Raw genomic sequence first — 19,014 nt, forward strand, 5'->3', positions numbered from 1 at the left:
CCTCAAGCCTGGCCAAGGCGAATCAACGCATCGACCGCGACGGTGCCCTGGGCACCGACCAACAATGGGTTCACATCCAGTTCCAGCAATTGCCCGGCGTGTTCGCAGGCGTAGTCCGCCACCGCGCCGATGGCCGCCACCAGGGCATCGAGATCGGCCAGCGGGCGCCCGCGAAAGCCCTGCAGCAAGGCGGCGCTGCGCAGGCTGAGCACGGCCTGGCGGATCGCCCCTTCGGTGGTGGGCAGCAGCAGGCTGCGGCTGTCCTTGAGCAATTCCACCAGCACTCCGCCAGCACCGATCACCAGGGCCAGAGCGAAGTCGTTCTCGCGCTTGATGCCAACAATCAGCTCCGCCAGGGGCGGCGCGGCCATGGGCTCCAGCAGCACCCGCTCAAAGGCCACGCCCGGCGCATGCCCGGCCACCCGCGTGCGCATCAGGCGCAGGGCCGCGCCCAGGGCTTCAGGGTCCTTGAGATTGAGGGCCACCGCCCCGGCCTCGGTCTTGTGCGGCAACTGCGCGCTGACCGCCTTGAGCACCAGCGGATAACCGACCGCAGCCGCCGCGCTCAGGGCCTGCTCGGGGCTGCTCAGCACCCCGTCCGGGATGCTCAGGCCGAAGCCGCGCAAGGCCTGCTTGGACTGCCACTCGTCCAGCAGCACCCCGGCACCGTGCAGGGCCTGCGGGCACAGCGGTACCAGGGCCGATTCGCCCAGGGCCAGCAACGCTGGACGCCGCTGTTGATAGGCGACGATCCGGCCCCAGGCCGCCAGGCCATCCTCCACCCCTTGCAAGGCGGGAATGCCATGGGCATGCAGACGCTCGCGGGCGCTGGCCGGCAGCAGCTCGGGAAAGGCCGAGGTGACAAAACCGCGCAGGCCGTGGCGTTGCAGCGCAGCGCAGAACAGCTCCAGCAGCAGGTCGCACTCCTTGCGCTCGCCGGTGAACTCGGCCGGGTAATCCAGCACCAGCATGGCGCTGTCGGCCTCGGTACGCAGGGCCGTGTCGAGCATGGCTTGCAGGGCCTGGGCATCGCCCCAGATCGCCGTGGTGAAATCCAGCGGGTTGACCAGATTGGCGTAGCCGGGCAGTACCTGGGCCAGCTCGGCGCATTGCCCGGCCGCAAGCTTGGGCAACTGCAGGCCGTTGCGTTCGGCGTAGTCGGCGATCAGCCCGGCATCGCCCCCGGAACAGGCCAGGGCCATCAGCTGCGGGCCGGCCGGCAACTGCCCGCAGGAGGCGGCCTTCAAGGTCTCGACAAAACTCACCGGGCCGCTGACCCGGATCACCCCCAGGCGCTGGAACAGTGCGTCGTACAGCGCGTCCGATCCCGACAGCGAACTGGTGTGACTCAAGGCCAGCTCGGCGCCGATCTGCGACACCCCGGTCTTCAGGGCGATGATCGGAATGCCCTTCTCCAGGGCCTTGTGCGCCGCCCGGGCAAACCCTGGCACATTCTTCAGCCCTTCCAGGTGCAGGCCGATGGCGGTGACCCGTGGCTCGTCCAGCAGCACGTCCATCAGCTCGGCGATGCCCAGCTGCGCCTGATTGCCCACCGAAGCCATGTAGGCCACCGGCAGCGAGCGATCGCTCATGGACAGGTTGTAGGCAAAGTTGCCGCTCTGGGTCAGCACCGCCACGCCCCGCTCCACCGGCTTGCCACCATGGGCCACCGGCCACAGCGCGGCGCTGTGCAGGTAGTCCAGCAGGCCGTAGCAGTTGGGGCCCAGCAGCGCCATGTCGCCGGCGGCCGCAAGCAGTTGCTGTTGCAGGGCCTGGCCCTGGGCGCCGGTTTCGGCAAAGCCCGAGGCGTAGCAGATCGCCCCGCCCGCGCCCTTGGCCGCCAGTTCCCCGACGCAAGTCAGGGTCAGCTCACGGTTGGTGGCGACGAACACCGCGTCCGGGCCGCAGGGCAGTTGGTCGATGCTGGCCACGCAGGGCACGCCATCGAGCTCGGCATGCTGCGGGTTGACCAGCCACATGGGCCCGGCAAACCCGCCTTCGGCGCAGCGCTTGAGGGCCCGGGCCATGCTGCGCCCGCCGACAAAGGCCAGATGCCGGGGCGCCAGCAGGCGCTTGAGGTTGTCACGAAGAGTCTGGGACATGACGGCAGTTCTCCAGGGCGCTCAGCGCATCAGCGGCCGCAGCAGTTCACGGGAAATGATGTGGCGCTGGATCTCCGACGTGCCTTCCCAGATGCGCTCGATCCGAGCGTTGCGCCAGATGCGTTCCACCGGGCCTTCGTCCATCAGTCCCATGCCGCCGTAGATCTGCACCGCCTCGTCGGCCACCCGGCCCAGCACTTCACTGGCGAACAGCTTGGCCATCCCGGCCTCGCCGTCGGTCATGCTGCCCTGGTCCATCTTCCACGCGGTGTGCAGGGTCAGCAGCTCAGCGGCGCGGATCTGCGTGGCCATGTCCGCCAGCTTGAACGACACCCCCTGGTAACTGCCGATGGCCTGGCCGAACTGCTTGCGATCCGCCGCCCATTGCAGGGAGGCATCCAGGGCGCGCTGGGCCTGCCCGACGCAGTTGGCCGCCACCATCACCCGCCCGGCGGTGAGCCAGGCGTTGGCCACGTCCCAGCCCTTGCCCACCTCCCCCAGCACCTTGTTGGCCGGCACCCGGCAGTCGTCGAAGAACATCTCGAAGGTGTGGTAGCCCCGGTTGCTCACGCACTTGGGGCCACGGCGGATGGTCAGGCCCGGGGTGTCGCGATCCACCAGGAACGCGGTCACCGCGTTGCGCTGGCGGCCGTTGTGCTCATAGGTGCCGGTGACCGCAAAGACAATGGCGAAATCCGCATGCCCGGCGTGGCTGATGAAGTGCTTGCTGCCGTTGAGCACGAAGTCGCCAGCGTCACGCACGGCGCGGGTCTTGATCGCATTGGCATCGGAACCGGCGCCGGGCTCGGTCAGCGCAAAGCAGTCAACCTTGCGCCCCTGTACGCAAGGCAGCAGGTAGTCGCCGATCTGCGAGCCGGTACAGGCCATGAGGATTTTCGACGGCCGGGCAACGAACACATGCAAGGCCCAGGAACACTTGGCCAGCTCGCGCTCTATCAGCGCCTGGGACAGGTAATCCAGGCCACCGCCGCCCACCTCCTCTGGCATGTTGAAGGCATAGAAACCGGCGGCGATGGCCTTGCTACGGATCTCCCCGGCGAGGTCGGCGCTGACCTCATCGGCGCGGTCCACCGCCTCTTCGTGGGGCAGCAACTCCTTGCTGACAAAACTGCGAACCGCGTCCACCAACATTTCTTGTTCTTGGCTGAGTTGGAAATTCATGGCGCTACCTGTGAGTGAGTGACGGTACAAAAAAACCAGTGATCGGGCAGGACGGCCTGCCGAAAAACTCCTTCCCGTAGGAGCCAGCTTGCTGGCGAACAGGCCCTTGAATAAGGCGCTGTTCTTGCGGCGCCTTCGCCGGCAAGCCGGCTCCTACAAAATGGGCGCATGGCCCAGGGGCCCTTTGGCCGGCAAACGGAGCGCCGCCCGGCCGCTCCTACATGCCCTGGAAACGTGGCGGGCGTTTTTCCGTGGCGGCGCGCAGGGCTTCGGCGCCATCGGCACTGCGCCCGCACAGCAGGCCGGCGGCCAGCTCGGCCGCCAACTGCTGCGGCAAACTGCGCTCGGCCCCCTGGCGGATCAGCTTCTTGGTCTGGGCAAAGGCAAAGGTCGGGCCCGCCGCCAAGCGCGCCGCCAACTCGCCGACGTTGCCGATCAGTTGCTCGTCGGCGCACACCTCACCGACCAACCCGGCGGCCAGGGCCCGTTCGGCGCTCCACAACTCATCGAGAAACAGCAGGCGCTTGGCCTGTTCACTGCCGATCAGGCGCGGCAAGTGCCAACTGGCCCCGGCATCCGGCGAGTAGGCCATGCTGGTGTAGCCGGCCTTGAACCGCGCCGACTGCGCCGCCACCCGCAGATCGCAGCACAGACTCAAGTCCATGCCCGCGCCCACCGCAGTGCCGTTGATGGCGGCGATGGTGGGTTTGTCCAGGCTGTGCAGGCGGGTCATCAAGGCGTGGGCGGTTTCGGTCCAGCCGTAGCTTTCCAGGGCGCCGCGGGCTTCGGCTTCGGCCCACTCCGCCAGATCGGCCCCGGCGCAGAAACTGCGGCCGCTGCCGGTGAGTACCACGGCTCGGACGCTGGGGTCGCTGTTGCAGGTGTCCAGCAGGCTGTGCAGCGCTTTGAGGGTCGGGATGTCCAGGGCGTTGCGTTGCGCCGGCCGGTTGAGGGTGATCCAGGCTACGCCGGCTTCGATCCGGCTGAGCAGCGACGATGAAAGGGTCATGGGCGTCCTCGAATTATTGTGGTTGGCGTGAGGGGGTGGCTTGAGGGTGATACTAAACGAGTGTTCAACAAGGCGGCAATTGGGGGGCTTGGGGGGAGTTTTGGTCGATTTTTTGAAGTATCCCTTTGTTTTTATTGGGTAAAAATCTGGGCATTGGGGGTTGTTGCGTGGGGGTTGTTACAACTTCGAACAAGCCTCGACAAAAGTGCGAGCGGGGAGGTTTTTGTGGTGAGGGAGCTTGCTCCCGCTCGGGCGCGTCGCGGCCGTAGAACCTGAGGGTGCGGTCTGGTTGGTGGGCATATCCGTTGCTGCGGGTGCGACGGCTTATGGTTTCGCTTTTACAGCGGGGGTTGGGTACATATCCGTTCCTGCGGGTGCGGCCACTTACGGTTCCGCTCTTACAGCGGCTCACTTTTGAAGAGCGCAAAAGTAAGCAAAACGCTCTGCCCCTCCACTCGGTGCCTCGCTTAGGCTCGGCATGCCCTCACTCCGGCATTGATCCGTGGGCCGCCGCCACCGGCCATCCATGGCCGGGTGGCGGCTAACCCGGCATCCCTGCCGGGTTACCCACGGATCAATGCCTGCGTTCGGCCATCGTGTCTAAGGGGGCAGGAAGATCAAAAACCAGATCAAAAACAAAAGCCAAAGCCAAAGCCAAAGCCAAAGCCAAAGCAAAATCTGACGGCGGCCTGCCGGCCGGCCTGTTTCATCGCCGTTCGCGTTACATGTAGCCGCTGCCGAAGGCTGCGACCGGCTCCGCAGGAGACGCTAAACCTGCATCCCCGATATTCCTGACCTATCGCGCCGCCTGGTTTTGCGAGCGCGAGCGCTCGTTCGCAGCCTTCGGTAGCGGCTACAAGGAGCCGGCCTGCGCACCTTGGCTTTGGCTTTTGATCTTGATCTTCAGGCCCCTTCCCAGCAGGCCGAGCGCAGGCGTTGCGTAGGGGGCAGCTCGGCAGGGATGCCGGGTTAGCCGCCACCCGGCCATGGATGGCTGGTTGGCGGCGGGCCCCCGGAGCAATGCCGGAGAGAGGGAACCCCGAGCCCCAGCGAGGGGCCGTATGGAGGGGCAAGCGTTTTTGCTTATTTTTTTGGCGTTTGAAAAAAGTAAGTCGCCGTAAGGGCGAAACCCTAAGTGGCCGCACCCGCAGCAACGGATATGTACACAGCCCACCGCTGTAAGAGCGAAACCCTAAGCAGCCATAACCGCAGCAACGGATATGCCCCCACTCCCCGCCATAAAAGCAAAACCACCAACGGCCACACCCGCAGGAATGGATATGTACCCCGCCTCTCTAGCCGCAAAGGCCAGCAAAGGCATCCGCCCAGGCGCCGCATGTCTCCCGCCCCCCTTCGCCGGCAAGCCGGCTCCTACACGGCGGCGGCAGGTTGCAGTTGGCGTTTACGCTGCATCAGGTAATAGGCGCCATAGCACAGAGCAATAAACCCCGACCCCCAATACAACGACGGCCGCTGGGTTTCATCCAGCGCCAAAAACACAAACAACGAGCTGCACAGCACGATGCACAACAACGGCACCAGCGGAAACCACGGCGCGCGGTACTTGAGCTGCTCCAGTTGCCCCCCGTCACGCAGGAACTGGCGACGAAAGCGGTACTGGGCCAGGGCAATCACGATCCAGGTCACAGTGCCAGCCATGCCACTCACAGCCATCAGCACCATGAACAGGGTGTCGGCAGCAATAAAGCTGGTCATCAGCGAGATCAGGGCAAAGCACAGGGTGATGAACAGGGCCCGCAGGGGCACGCCCTGTTTGCTCAGGGGCGACAGGGCCTTGGGCGCCATGCCGGATTTGGACATGGCCCAGAGGATGCGCGTGGAGGCATACAACCCGGAGTTGCCCACCGAAAGAATCGCCGTGAGGATCACGAAGTTCATCAGGTCGGCGGCATAGGGAATGCCCACCATGTCGAACACCTGGACGAAGGGGCTTTCCACCAGCCCGGCTTGCTGCCAGGGGATGATCGCCGCCAGCACCATCACCGCCAGGACGTAGAAGATCAGCACCCGGAACACCACGTTGCGCACGGCCCGCGGGATGCTTTTTTCCGGCTGGTCGGTTTCGCCAGCGGCCACGCCCATGATCTCGCAGCCCTGGAAGGCGTAGACCACGGTCATCATCACCGCGAACACCGCTGGCAAGCCGTTGGGGAACAGGGAGTCGCCCTTGAGGTTGTCGAACATCGGCGCCGGGGCGCCGCTGGGCAGGTCGATAACACCGAAGATCACCAGCGCGCCGACCACAATGAAGCTCAGGATCGCCAGCACCTTGACCCCGGCGAACCAGTATTCGGCCTCGCCAAAGGCGCGGGTGGCCAGGGCGTTGATGCCGAACAGCAAGGCCACGAACAGCGCCGACCAGTACCAGATCGGCACGTCGGGAAACCAGCGCTGCATCAGCATGCCGGCGGCGGTGAATTCCAGGCCCACGGTGGTGGCCCAGCTCATCCAGTAGACCCAGCCGATCATGAAGCCGGTGGCCGGGCCGATGTATTTGGTGGCGTGGGCCTGGAACGAACCGGACACCGGCATCTGCACCGACAACTCGCCGAGGCAGACCATCACCAGGTACATCAGGAACCCGGCCACCAGATACGAGAGGATCGCCCCCCAGGGGCCGCCCTGGTTGATGGTGACCCCGGAGCCCATGAACAGCCCGGTGCCGATCACCCCGCCCAGGGACAGCATGAAAATGTGCCGGCTCTTCAGCGAGCGCGTCAGGTGTATGCCTTTACGTTCAGTGGTGGTTGTCATGGCGCACCTCAGCAGTCAGTGAGGCGCAGGGCGCGGGTCGAGGGGGTGCAGCGGGAGGCGGAAGCAGCTTGCAGGCGTTTCATTATTATTATCTCCAATAAGCTTCGAAGACCGCGGCGGGCGCGGCTCAAGCGATTATTGGAAAGCCATGTAAGTTCGGATTGAACGCCAGGATCGAAGATGTAAAAAGTCGTAAGGATTTTGTACGTCAGGCCGCCAACAGCTGTTGCAGCAAGGTCCGGGACTGCTGCCAGGACGTTTGCAAATTCGCCCCCAGGGCCGCCAACGTCGGGCGATCGGCCTGCTCTGCCGCACTTTCCAACTCCCGCAGCACTCGGGCCAGGGCGCAGAAACCCAGGGAGTCGGCGCTGCCCGCCAGGCGATGGGCCAGGTGCAGGACTTCGGTGCAGTCTTCGGCGGCCAGGGCGTCGACCAGCCGTGGCCGTTGCTGATCCAGGGCATCGGCCAGGACCTGGAGCAGGCTGTGCAATTTCTGCTCGCCCAGCAGGCTGCGATGGGTGTCCAGCACGCTCTGATCGAGCAAGCCTTGCCGGGTGTCGGTCGGCGGCACCTGGACCTGCCCGGCCAGCACCTGCCGCAGGCTGGCCAGTTGCAACGGCTTGCCGAGAATGCCCTGCATGCCGGCCTGCAGATAACCGCGCACCAGCGACGGCTGCACGCTGGCAGTGAGGGCGAAGATTCGCGCCTGCCGATTGGGCCCGGGGCGGCGGCGGATTTCCCGGCACAGCTCGACCCCGCTGATGCCGGGCAGGTGCACATCCAGCAGCAACAGGTCGAAGGCCTGCTGCTGACACAGGGCCAGGGCGCTTTCACCGTCTTGCGCCAGCCACACCTGATGGCCGTCACGCTCAAGCAGGCCGCTGGCCACTTCGCGGTTCAGGGCCACGTCTTCCACCACCAGGATGTTCAAAGCCTGCATCGGCAACTCAAGCGCGGGCACCGACAAGGGTTCCTGGCCGATGCCCAACGCCAGCTCGAACCAGAAACAACTGCCCTGCCCCAGCTCGCTGTCCACACCGATGCGCCCGTCCAGTTGCTGCAGCAGGTGCTTGCAGATGGCCAGTCCCAGGCCGGTGCCGCCATAGCGCCGGGTCACCTCGTCACTGGCCTGGACGAAACGCTCGAAGATCTTCTCGCGCATCGACGCGGCAATGCCGATGCCGTTGTCGCGCACGCAGCAGCGCAGGCGCTGGCCCTCGGCGCTGCTGTGCAGCACTTGCACCTCGACCCGCACCCAGCCGTCTTCGGTAAAGCGAATGGCGTTGGCCAGCAGGTTGCTCAGCACCTGGCGCAAGTACTGCTCGGCGCCCTGCTGACGCGGCGCCAGTTGCTCATCGATATGCAGTTCCAGGCGGGTGCGGTTGGCCTCGGCCCGGGGCTGCAACAGGGTGGTGACTTCTTCCAGCAACTGACGCAGGGAGAAGTCCCGCACTTCCGGGCGGCTTTCGCCCTCTTCCAACCGGGCAAAGGACAGCACTTGGTTGAGGATGCTCAGCAGGCCCTCCCCGGCTTGATGCAAAGCCTGCAAGCGCTGGCGGTCCTGCTGATCCAAAGGCGCCTGGCGCAGCAGTTCGGCCATGCCGAGGATGCCGTTCAACGGGGTGCGCAGTTCATGGCTCATGGTCGCCAGAAAGCGCGACTTGGCCAGGTTCGCGGCTTCGGCCTCGTCCTTGGCGTGCATCAGGCTGGCGGTGCGGCGCTGGACCATTTTCTGCAATTCGTCGCGTTTGTCCTGCAAGGCCAATCGGTCGGCTTCGCGGCGCTGCACATCGTCGAGCACCGCCCGGCGCATGTCGTCCAGGGCCCGGGCCACGGTGTCGATCTCGTCGCCGCCGGGGCGCTGGCGCTTGTCCAGGTGCAGGGGCTCATGCAGCTCGCCGGCGGCCACGCGCCGGGCGAAGTCGGCCATCACTTGCAGGTGCCGGGTCACCAGCCGGTAGAACAAGCCGGACAAGGCCACCGCCAACCCGCAGAGAAACACGCTCATCCACAACAGACTGGCCAGCCCGGTGGCGTACAGACGCCGGTACACCGCCCCCAGATCGGTGCTGACCTGCAATTCGCCGAGCTGACGCAAGGGCCCGGACGGCGGTTGATAGCTCAAGGGAAAACGCTCCACCCGTAACGGCCCGATCAGCTCGGCGCTGCCTTGCTGCAAGTCGAAATCGTTGCTGATCAGGTGCACCCGGGCCACGTCGGAAAAGTCCACCAGCCCCTGCAACTGAACGGTCAGCTGTTCCTGGTTGAGGTCCCACAGGTTGCGTTCCAGGCTGCCCAGGTAACCGGCGCGGATCAGCTCCATGCGGCTGTCGATCTCGCGCATTTCCCGGCGGTATTCGAAGTACAGCTGCACGCTGCTGGCGAGCACGGTGAAGCACAGGCTGAACAGCAAAATAAACAGCAGCAGGCGGCGCAACAGGCCGGCGGAACGCAGGGGGATCATGGCGCCGTTCCCCGTTGCGCCTTGAGCATGGCGCGGTAGTCGTCCTGGCTTTGCGCCAGCCAGCGCTGCACCGCGCCGCTGTCCACCTGCTGCTGCAACCGCGCGTTGATCTCGGCCATGCGCGGCGCCAGGGGCGAGTGGCGCGACACCGCCAGGCGCAGGTAGTCGACGCTCACCGCCTGGGGCAAGGCGACTATGTCCTCGGCCCCCGGCAGTTGCTCGATGAACAGCTGCCCGGTGCGGCGTTCATGGGGGATGAAATCGATGCGCTGGCGGATCAGCTTGCCGAAGTTCTGCAGGCTGCTGGAGACCCATTCGATGTTGCCGTGCTGCACCACTTCGCGGTCGAAATCCTGGCCGTAGCTCTCGCCGAACAGCAGGCCGCCGCGGTAGGCGCGCAAGTCCTGCAAGTGGTTGAAACGCGGCAGCTGGCGGCGGTTGACGAACAGCGCGACTTCTTCGCGCAGCACCGGCACCCGGGAAAACAGCAGGTCCTGCTGGCGCTGGCTGGTGCTGTAGGCCAGCACCACATCCACCCGGCCGGCGGCGGCGTCCAGCAGGCAGCGCTTCCAGTTGCCCAGCACCACCACCTGCACCTGATACCCCAACTCCCCCAGCACCTGCCGCACCAGGGTCGGCGCCAGCCCGCGCACCTGCTGACCGTCGCTCCAGGAAATCGGCGGGTACACCGGGTAGTCGCAATAGCGCAGCGCGGGTTGGGGTTCAGCGAACGTCGGGCCGGCCAGCAGGATCAAGCACAGGCTCAGGCACAGGTTCAGTGCGCGACGCGGCAATTCAGGCGGCCACGCTGGCGGTGAACAGGTAACCGGCACCGTGGATGGTGATGATCAGCTCCGGCTCGGCCGGGTCGTCGTGCAGCTTGCGCCGCAGGCGGCCCACCAGCACGTCGATGGAACGGTCGCTGGGCACCCATTCGCGGTTGCGGATCTGATCCATCAACTGGTCGCGGCTCAGGGTGTGGCCGCTGTTGCGCAGGAACACGCTGAGCAACTGGTACTCACCGTGGGTCAGCAGGGTTTCGCCGCCGCGCGGGTCGATCAGCCGGCGGCGGTCGGTGTCCAGGGCCCAGTCGGCGAACTGCTTGACCGGGCTCGGGCAGCCGGCCTGGGGCTGGGACTGGCGCGCATGGCGCACCCTGCGCACCAGGTTCTTGGCCCGGGACACCAGCTCGCGCGGATTGAGGGGTTTGATCACGTAGTCATCGGCGCCGCATTCCAGGCCGACGATGCGGTCGATGTCGTCATTGCGCCCGGTGATCAGGATGATCCCCACTTCCGAGCGCACCCGCAGCTCACGGGTCAGGGTAAGGCCGTCCTTGCCCGGCAGGCGGATGTCCAGCATCAGCAGGTCCACCGTGTGCTGGCCGAGAAAGCTCTCCGCCTGCTCCGCGGTGGCGGCGCAATGCACGTCGTAGCCTTCCTGAGAGAGATAAGCCTGAAGCAGTTCGCGAATCAGCGGATCGTCGTCGACGATCAAAACCCGAGGAGTCATCGCCTGTTTCCTGATTATTTTTATTGGAAAAGGAACCCTGTGCGCAGCAGCCTAGCCATTACTGAACAACCGATCAACAGCCCTATGTCGGCCTGACGAAACCGCGCCCCCGGCTGGCCAGCAGCCCCTCGACCCAGGCTTCGCAGATCTGCACGCCCTGCTGCGGGCTGAAGGTCCCGGGGTTGAGCCCGGACTCCAGCCACAGGCCGTCGAGCAAGGCGCTGAGGCTGATGGCCGCCAGGTCGGCGTCGAAGCGTTCCCAGCCCTGCTCCCCGGCCAGCCGGGTCAGCAGGCTGGCCAGCTCGTTGCGGTATTCGCCGTAGGAATGTTCATGGGCCAGATTGATCGCCTCGGCGGTCTTCACCGCGCCCCAGAACGCCAGCCAGGCGTCCAGCAGCTTGGGGTCCAACAGTTCGGCGCAGAACGAGGCGCGAAAGAACGCCGACAGCCGCTCCCGGGGATCGGGGGCGGCCTGCTCCATGGCCTCGCGCAGCAGGTTCATGACCCGCCCGGTGACCGCCCGATAGGCCTGGGCCACCAACTCGTCCTTGCCGGCGTAGTGGTGACTGATCAGCCCCACCGAGACCCCGGCCTCGGCGGAAATCTTGCGGATCGACGCCCCCTGAAAACCGTGGCGCTTGAGGCACGTCAGGGTCGCCTCGATCAGCTCGGCCTTGCGCAGGTCGGGTTCCAGACGGGAAAAGCGCGCTTCCTGGCTCATGGGGCGGGTTCCTTGGACAGTGGCGGGAAATTGAAACTGAACGACTGTACAACAGGCCTTTCGTGGCGATCCAGCGTTTGTGTGACCGCCCAAGCCGCATCGCTTCCTGTGGCCGCTGCCGAAGGCTGCGCACGGCCCGTAGGGACGCAACGATCTTGAAGACGACACAGGTTCGGCTGGAGATCGCCAAGCAAGGCCCTGCGGGCCTTTTCGCAGCTTCGCCAGGGCTCAGCAGCGGCTACACATGACAAAGCCGGGAGCACCGTGACAAAAACAACAAACGGCGCGGTCCCTGTAGCCGCTGCCGCAGGCTGCGCACGGCCCGCAGGGACGCAACGATCGTGAAGACGACACAAGTTCGGCTGGAGATCGCCAAGCAAGGCCCTGCGGGCCTTTTCGCAGCTTCGCCATGGCTCAGCAGCGGCTACACATGACAAAGCCGGGAGCACCGTGACAAAAAAAGCAACAAACGGCGCGGTCCCTGTAGCCGCTGCCGCAGGCTGCGCACGGCCCGCAGGGACGCAACGATCGTGAAGACGACACAAGTTCGGCTGGAGATCGCCAAGCAAGGCCCTGCGGGCCTTTTCGCAGCTTCGCCAGGGCTCAGCAGCGGCTACACATGACAAAGCCGGGAGCACCGTGACAAAAACAACAAACGGCGCGGTCCCTGTAGCCGCTGCCGCAGGCTGCGCACGGCCCGCAGGGACGCAACGATCGTGAAGACGACACAAGTTCGGCTGGCGATCGTCAAGCAAGGCCCTGCGGGCCTTTTCGCAGCTTCGCCAGGGCTCAGCAGCGGCTACACATGACAAAGCCGGGAGCACCGTGACAAAAACAACAAACGGCACGGTCCCTGTAGCCGCTGCCGCAGGCTGCGCACGGCCCGCAGGGACGCAACGATCGTGAAGACGACACAAGTTCGGCTGGAGATCGTCAAGCAAGGCCCTGCGGGCCTTTTCGCAGCTTCGCCAGGGCTCAGCAGCGGCTACAGGCAGATACAAACCCAGGTGTGGTCAGGCGCGGTAGTCGGGGGCGATGCGCTCCAGCAGGCGCAGCAGCGCCGCCCAGGCCAGTTGCATGGCGTCCGGGTCGTTGAGTTCGCCTTCCTGCAGTGGCCGGCCCGGGTCGTTGAATTGGCGTTCGGTGTGGGCGCAGACCGCGTCCGGCGGCAGGACGATCTCCCCCGCCGCCTGGGCTGCCAGCTGGATCTCGCAGGCTTTCTCCAGGTAGTACATGCGCAAAAACGCCTGGCTCACGGTTTCGCCCACGGTGAGCAGGCCATGGTTGCGTAGCATCAGCACGCTCTTGTCCCCCAGGTCGGCCACCAGTCGTTGCTGTTCGCCCAGGTCCAGGGCCACACCTTCGTAATCGTGGTAGGCCACGCGGCCATAGAACTCCATGGAGATCTGATTCACCGGCAGCAAGCCGCATTTGAGCGCCGCCACCGCGCAACCAGCCTTGGTGTGGGTGTGCAGCACGCATTGGGCGTCTTCGCGGGCGCCATGAATCGCGCTGTGAATCACGAAACCCGCCGGGTTCACCGGGTACGGCGACGGCTCCACGGCCTCGCCGTTGAGGTCGATCTTCACCAGGTTGGAGGCGGTGATTTCCTCGAACATCAGGCCGTAGGGGTTGATCAGGAAGTGATGCTCGGGCCCGGGCAGGCGCACCGAGATGTGGGTGAAGATCAGGTCGGTCATGCGAAAGTGCGCGATCAGCCGGTAGCAGGCCGCCAACTCTTGCCGCAGGCGCTGTTCGGTGGCGCTGCGCTCGGCGTTGGCGTGGGGGCTGGGAGCGATATTGTTCATTGTTGGAGTCCTCCAGGCGGATGGGTGGGGCAATCTGGGCGGGCAAACAATAGGACCGGACGCCCGCAGGCGTCCAGCCCGGTGCGCTTACTTGCTGGCCCAGGCGTTGAAGCGTTCTTCCAGCTCTTCGCCATGATCGACCCAGAACTCCACGTTCATCGCCAGGGCGTCCTTGAGGTTCTGTTCCGAGGTCGGCACCCACTGCGCCAGGGCCGGGTCGAGCTTGGCCGCGGCCAGGGTGTTGGTCGGGCCATAGGGGATCTGCTTGACGTAGTCGACCTGGACCTCGGGGCGGTTGGCGAAGGCGATGAAACGCTTGGCCTGATCCACGTGTTTCGAGCCCTTGATGATCGCCCAGTAGTCCATGCCGTACAGGCTGCCGGGCCAGACCACCGCCAGCGGGGCACCGGCCTGGGCGGCCACGGCGATGCGGCCGCTGTAGGTGGAGGTCATCACCACATCACCGGCGGCCAGCCACTGCCCCGGCTGGGCCCCGGCTTCCCACCACTGGATGTAGGGCTTGAGTTCGGTCAGCTTGGCGAAGGCCCGTTCCACCCCTTGGGGCGTGGCCAGGACCTTGTACACGTCCTCGACCTTGACCCCATCGGCCATCAGCGCGAACTCCAGGTTGTACACCGCGCGCTTGCGCAGGCCGCGCTTGCCGGGGAACTGCTTGACGTCCCAGAAATCCGCCCAGGACGCCGGGGCCTTGGCCAGTTTGTTGCGGTCGTAGGCGATAGCCACGCTCCACACCAGCACCGCCGAACCGCAGGGCTGGGCGGCGTCGGCAATCAACTGCTCGGCACGGCCCAGGGCCTTCCAGTCCAGGGGCTCGTACATGCCCTCCTCGCAGCCGCGCATCAGGTCCGGGCCTTCGATCTGCACCAGGTCCCAGTCGACGTTGCCGGTGTCGACCATGACCTTGATCCGGGCCATTTCGCCGTTGTATTCGCTCTGGATCAGCTTGCTGCCATCGGCCTTGCTGAAGGGTTGGAACAACGCCACATCCTGGGCTTTTTGTCCGGCTCCGCCGTACGCCACGACCACCATGTCGGGGGCTGCCTGGGCAGTGCCCTGGCCCAGGGACAAACCCAGGGCCAGGCTCAGGGCCAGGAAAGAACAACCGTGCTTGCGGGTGAGCGCTTTCATCTGTGAATCCTCGTCGCGGTGCCACACCGGCAGGCGCCGGCACGGCCCTTTTTTATTGTTGTGAGGTTCGCGCCAAAAGCGGGCGCAGATCGAAACTACTGCAAGCATCAGTAAAAAAACAAGTTGATTTTTTACTGGCGGTAAATTTTGATAGGCCAACAATAACAACGCCAAGGCTGTGCTCCCCTGCCCTTGGCCCGCCTGGAGTCACCGCAATGACCAGCGCCTTCCCGCACCTGTTCGCACCCTTGCAGATCCGTGGCAAACGCCTGAAGAACCGCATCATGTCCAGCGGCCACGACACCTCGATGCCCACCGACAACCTGGTCAACGAACAGCTGATTGCCTACCACCGCGCCCGGGCCGAAGGCGGCGTCGGCCTGATCGTGCTGCAGGTGGCCGGGGTCCACGACAGTGCGCGCTACACCAGCCACGTGCTGATGGCCACCGACGACGCCTGCATCGACGGCTACCGGCGCCTGGCCGAAACCTGCCACGCCCACGACACCGTGGTGCTGTCGCAGATCTTCCACCCGGGGCGGGAAATCATGGAGTCCGCCGACGGCCTGCTGGCCGTGGCCTACGCCCCTTCGGCGGTGCCCAACGAACGCTTCCGGGTCATGCCCCGGGCCCTGGACCAGGACATGATCGACGAGATCATCCAGGGCTACGCCGACGCCGCCCGGCGCCTGCATCAGGCCGGGCTGGACGGCGTGGAACTGGTGGCCAGCCACGGCTACCTGCCGGCGCAGTTCATCAACCCGCGGGTCAACCGCCGCAGCGACGGCTACAACGGCGAACTGGAACAGCGCCTGCGCTTTATCCGGGAAATCCTTGACGCCATGCGCGCCAGCACCGATGCCGAGTTCATCATCGGCCTGCGCATTTCCGCCGATGAACGCGATCCCGAAGGCCTCACCGAAGACGAATCCCTGGCCGCCGTGCAATTGCTGCAAGGGCAACTGGACTACGTGCACATCGTCGCCGGCACCTCCGCCTCCCTCGGCGGCGCCGTGCACATAGTCCCCCCCATGGCGGTGGAAGCGGCCTATCTGGCCCGGGAAGCCGGCACCTTCAAGGCCAAACTGTCGATCCCGCTGTTCGTCACCGGGCGCATCAACCAGCCCCAGGAAGCCGAAGCGATCATCGCCAAGGGCCAGGCCGACGTGTGCGGCATGACCCGCGCGCTGATCTGCGACCCGCAGATGCCCAACAAGAGCGACAGCGGCCGAGCCGAAGACGTGCGCGCCTGCATCGCCTGCAATCAGGCGTGCATCGGCCACTTCCACAAGGGCCTGCCGATCTCCTGCATCCAGCACCCGGAAACCGGCCGCGAACTGCTCTACGGCCAGCCCAAGCCCAGCGCCCGCGGCAAACGCATCCTGGTGGTGGGCGGCGGCCCGGCCGGGATGAAAGCCGCCGCCGTCGCCGCGCAACGCGGCCACCAGGTCACCCTCTACGAAGCCAGCGCGCAACTGGGCGGCCAGATCCAACTGGCACAACTGCTGCCCCGGCGCAGCGAATTCGGCGGCGCCAGCACCAACCTGCAACGGGAAATGCAACTGGCCGGTGTGGAAGTGGTGCGCAACACCCGGGTCGACCGCACCCTGATCGAGCGCGAAAACCCCGACCACGTAATCATCGCCACCGGCGCCCAGCCCTACTGGCCGAACTTCGAACGCGGCGGCGACCTGCAAGTGGTGGACGCCTGGCAAGTACTGCGGGACGAAGTGCAACTGGGCCGCAGCGTAGTGGTGGCCGACTGGCGCTGCGACTGGATCGGCCCCGGCATCGCCGAGCGCCTGGTGCGCGCCGGGCACCAAGTGCAACTGGCGGTCAACGGCACCCACTGCGGCGAAAGCCTGCCACTGTACGTGCGCGACCAAATGGCCGGCGAACTGCACAAACTGGCGATCCCGATCATCCCCTACGCCCGCCTCTACGGCTGCGACGACAGCACCGTCTACCTGCAACACACCGCCAGCGGCGAACCCATGCTGCTGGAAAACGTCGACAGCCTCGTCCTGTGCCAAGGCCACCAATCCGTGGACGACCTCGGCCAACAACTCAAAGGCCTGGTGCCCTTCCAACGCATCGGCGACTGCCTGGCACCGCGCACCGTCGAAGAAGCCATCCATGAAGGCTTGAAAGTCGCCTGGGCGCTTTGAGGCTGCTTTATACTCCAGGGCTTTTGCAGGACGGGCGCCCGGATGCGCCCGTCTTCCAGGCCTGGAGCCCGCCATGAACCCAAGCAGCAAGACGCCGCCCGTGAGCACCCCGCCCGAGCCCGGCAGCGACAACCAAGCCCCTGGCGGCCCACAGTTTCTTGGCACCCGCATCCGTGGCCTGCGCAAACGCCGCGGCCTGACCCTGAGCGAACTGGCGCAACAGAGCGAACTCACCGCCGGCTACATCAGCCAACTGGAACGCAACCTCGCCTACCCCTCCATCCCCGCCCTGTTCAACATCGCCCGCAGCCTGGGCGTGACCATCCAATGGTTCTTCGCCAGCGAAACCCAGACCGCACCCGAGGATCAGGGCTATGTAGTACGCAAGAAACAGCGGCTGCAGGTGAATTATGAGAACGGGATTATCGATCAGCTGTTGACCCCGCAACCGACCCGGCAGCTGGAGTTTTTGCACTCACGGTTTCCGCCGGGGACGTACAGCAAGGAGAGTTATAGCCACGAGGGCGAGGAAGCCGGGTATGTGCTGTCGGGGAGCTTTGAGCTGTGGGTGGGGGAACGGTATTTTCAGTTGAGTGAGGGGGATAGCTTTAGCTTTTCCAGCCAGGAACCGCATAAGTATGGGAATCCTGGGGAGGAGGATGCGGTGGTGTTGTGGGTGATAACGCCGCCGACGTTTTGAGGGGGGGAAAGACGGGGAGAGATGGCCAGTTTGGCTGATGCAGAGGGAGACATAACTACTCAGCACTGTATGAAGGTCAAATAGTTCTCCGAACAGAAATCAGCCTGATCTGCCGCGAAGTGAATGGTCGAATTCCTATTTGGCAATAGGGAACTAGAAAGCACGGATAGCTTCTTGACTAGCGAAGATTGAGACCGGTAATTCAGATAACTTCACTCCAACGAGATCGGCACAAACCAAGAGGAACCACCACTCAAAGCTGTTAGAAGTCATGACTTACTCGTCATCGTGACCAGTGAAGTAGGACCTTGATCTGAAGACATCTCAACCAATCAGCATGCCAGCAGCTCTGAAAGTCTGACTATTTCAGAGGCGCTGGCTAGCAGCGCGAGGACATGCGGGTTGAGGTCAGTGAGGCCCCTGACAGCGAGACAAAAGCTAGTTTTTTCTTTTTTTGAGCTCCTAGCATCATCGCAATTTGCTGCTATACCGATGTAGCGCGATGGCAAAAAGCTATCGAGATACTTGGAGCAGGGAGTGATGGATAAAAGCTCTACGATCCTTAGATCAGACCGCTTGCGCCTGGTTAGCCTAGGACTGACAGTATCTTTAGCGGTGATAATTTCAGCTTGTTCAAATCGTCCCTTACACCTCACACCGCCTAATCGAGCAGATAGTATTGTCGATGTTTCAACTACAAAAATAGAGGACTCAGAAACAATCATCAGCAGAATAAAAGATGAAGCGACACGCAACAAAGAACAATTCAAGCTAATTTCAACCTCCGATATCTATTGTGGAGATTTCATCTCATCAATATATGGACGAAGGGCTGTTACAAACGTTTGGTATAGCGCCATTACCACTGCTACAGCTGCAGCTGCAGCTGTTGTAGGCGGTAGGGCTGCGCAGAATCTTGCTGGCACCTCCGCAGTGACTAACGAAGTGCGATCTTCAATAAACAACGAGATGTACGGAGGCGAATTAATCCCAACAGTCGCCAAGGAAATTGGCGGTTTGAGAAAGACTGAGCTCGTTCGAATAACGCCATTACAGGAGAAACCATTAAATATCTACAGTGGCGCAGCAGCTATCGCAGATGCAATTAAGTACCATGAGTTATGCTCAATCCCAATAGCGATATCGAGTATTTTAAACCGTGCCAATCAACGTTATGGTGTGAGTACACTTGATCTAGATGGATCTATACAACGACTAGATGCTGCAATTGCGAACAACCAAAAGCTCCTTGCCGACCAAGCCATCGCCAGTGACGCGATCAAAAAAAAGGAGTTAGCTGATGGGATCCTGGATTTAACCCAACGCCGGAATACGTTAATTAAAACCTTTTCTATTCCAGGATTTCAGACGATTGACTCACAGAAAGCTTCAGGGGGTGGAGCAGCTACACCATAGCCAGTTCA

The 19,014-nt window shown here is 64.0% G+C and carries 13 protein-coding genes; 3 read left to right on the forward strand and 10 right to left on the reverse strand.

What is annotated here, in order from left to right; translation table 11 throughout:
• Nucleotides 1-2: 2 nt before the first annotated feature.
• The 10 genes from L1O02_RS17300 to L1O02_RS17345 all read right to left on the reverse strand — a co-directional run bounded on the left by L1O02_RS17300 (nucleotide 3) and on the right by L1O02_RS17345 (nucleotide 14,722).
• Nucleotides 3-2,102 carry an acetate--CoA ligase family protein gene (locus L1O02_RS17300; protein ID WP_235758364.1) on the reverse strand — a complete coding sequence of 700 codons (2,100 nt, stop codon included), beginning with the start codon at nucleotides 2,100-2,102 and terminating at the stop codon, nucleotides 3-5.
• A 21-nt stretch (nucleotides 2,103-2,123) separates the two neighbouring features.
• Nucleotides 2,124-3,284 carry an acyl-CoA dehydrogenase family protein gene (locus L1O02_RS17305; protein WP_060843408.1) on the reverse strand — a complete coding sequence of 387 codons (1,161 nt, stop codon included), beginning with the start codon at nucleotides 3,282-3,284 and terminating at the stop codon, nucleotides 2,124-2,126.
• Nucleotides 3,285-3,501: 217 nt separating this feature from the next.
• Nucleotides 3,502-4,293, reverse strand: a complete 792-nt coding sequence (locus tag L1O02_RS17310; RefSeq protein WP_060843407.1) for an enoyl-CoA hydratase/isomerase family protein — start codon at nucleotides 4,291-4,293, stop codon at nucleotides 3,502-3,504.
• 1,371 nt (nucleotides 4,294-5,664) lie between these two features.
• Nucleotides 5,665-7,068: an amino acid permease gene (locus L1O02_RS17315; protein ID WP_060838995.1), complete on the reverse strand. Its 1,404-nt coding sequence runs from the start codon at nucleotides 7,066-7,068 to the stop codon at nucleotides 5,665-5,667.
• Between the two features lie 208 nt (nucleotides 7,069-7,276).
• Nucleotides 7,277-9,532 (reverse strand): ATP-binding protein, encoded by a 2,256-nt coding sequence (locus L1O02_RS17320; RefSeq protein WP_235758366.1) that lies wholly within the window; start codon nucleotides 9,530-9,532, stop codon nucleotides 7,277-7,279.
• Complete coding sequence (locus L1O02_RS17325) at nucleotides 9,529-10,326, reverse strand: transporter substrate-binding domain-containing protein (RefSeq protein ID WP_235758368.1); 798 nt, start codon at nucleotides 10,324-10,326, stop codon at nucleotides 9,529-9,531. The genes L1O02_RS17320 and L1O02_RS17325 overlap by 4 nt, the downstream gene beginning before the upstream one ends.
• Nucleotide 10,327: 1 nt before the next feature.
• Nucleotides 10,328-11,044, reverse strand: coding sequence for a response regulator (locus L1O02_RS17330; RefSeq protein ID WP_060838992.1), 717 nt, complete (start codon nucleotides 11,042-11,044; stop codon nucleotides 10,328-10,330).
• An 82-nt stretch (nucleotides 11,045-11,126) separates the two neighbouring features.
• Nucleotides 11,127-11,765: a TetR family transcriptional regulator C-terminal domain-containing protein gene (locus L1O02_RS17335; protein WP_060838991.1), complete on the reverse strand. Its 639-nt coding sequence runs from the start codon at nucleotides 11,763-11,765 to the stop codon at nucleotides 11,127-11,129.
• 1,013 nt (nucleotides 11,766-12,778) lie between these two features.
• Nucleotides 12,779-13,573, reverse strand: a complete 795-nt coding sequence (locus L1O02_RS17340) for a class II aldolase/adducin family protein (protein WP_060838990.1) — start codon at nucleotides 13,571-13,573, stop codon at nucleotides 12,779-12,781.
• Between the two features lie 87 nt (nucleotides 13,574-13,660).
• Nucleotides 13,661-14,722, reverse strand: a complete 1,062-nt coding sequence (locus tag L1O02_RS17345) for an ABC transporter substrate-binding protein (protein WP_129406772.1) — start codon at nucleotides 14,720-14,722, stop codon at nucleotides 13,661-13,663.
• Between the two features lie 215 nt (nucleotides 14,723-14,937).
• On the opposite strand from L1O02_RS17345, the gene L1O02_RS17350 reads away from it, so the two are divergent.
• The 3 genes from L1O02_RS17350 (at nucleotide 14,938) to L1O02_RS17360 (ending at nucleotide 19,006) form a co-directional block, all read left to right on the forward strand.
• Nucleotides 14,938-16,890: an FAD-dependent oxidoreductase gene (locus L1O02_RS17350; protein ID WP_235758370.1), complete on the forward strand. Its 1,953-nt coding sequence runs from the start codon at nucleotides 14,938-14,940 to the stop codon at nucleotides 16,888-16,890.
• Between the two features lie 73 nt (nucleotides 16,891-16,963).
• Nucleotides 16,964-17,590, forward strand: coding sequence for a cupin domain-containing protein (locus tag L1O02_RS17355; RefSeq protein WP_019095900.1), 627 nt, complete (start codon nucleotides 16,964-16,966; stop codon nucleotides 17,588-17,590).
• A gap of 540 nt (nucleotides 17,591-18,130) precedes the next feature.
• Entirely contained in the window at nucleotides 18,131-19,006 is an 876-nt protein-coding gene (locus tag L1O02_RS17360; RefSeq protein ID WP_235758372.1) for a hypothetical protein, read from the forward strand.
• Nucleotides 19,007-19,014: the final 8 nt, after the last annotated feature.

Source organism: Pseudomonas sp. BC42 (assembly GCF_021560055.1).
In the GTDB taxonomy this organism is placed as follows: Bacteria; Pseudomonadota; Gammaproteobacteria; order Pseudomonadales; family Pseudomonadaceae; genus Aquipseudomonas.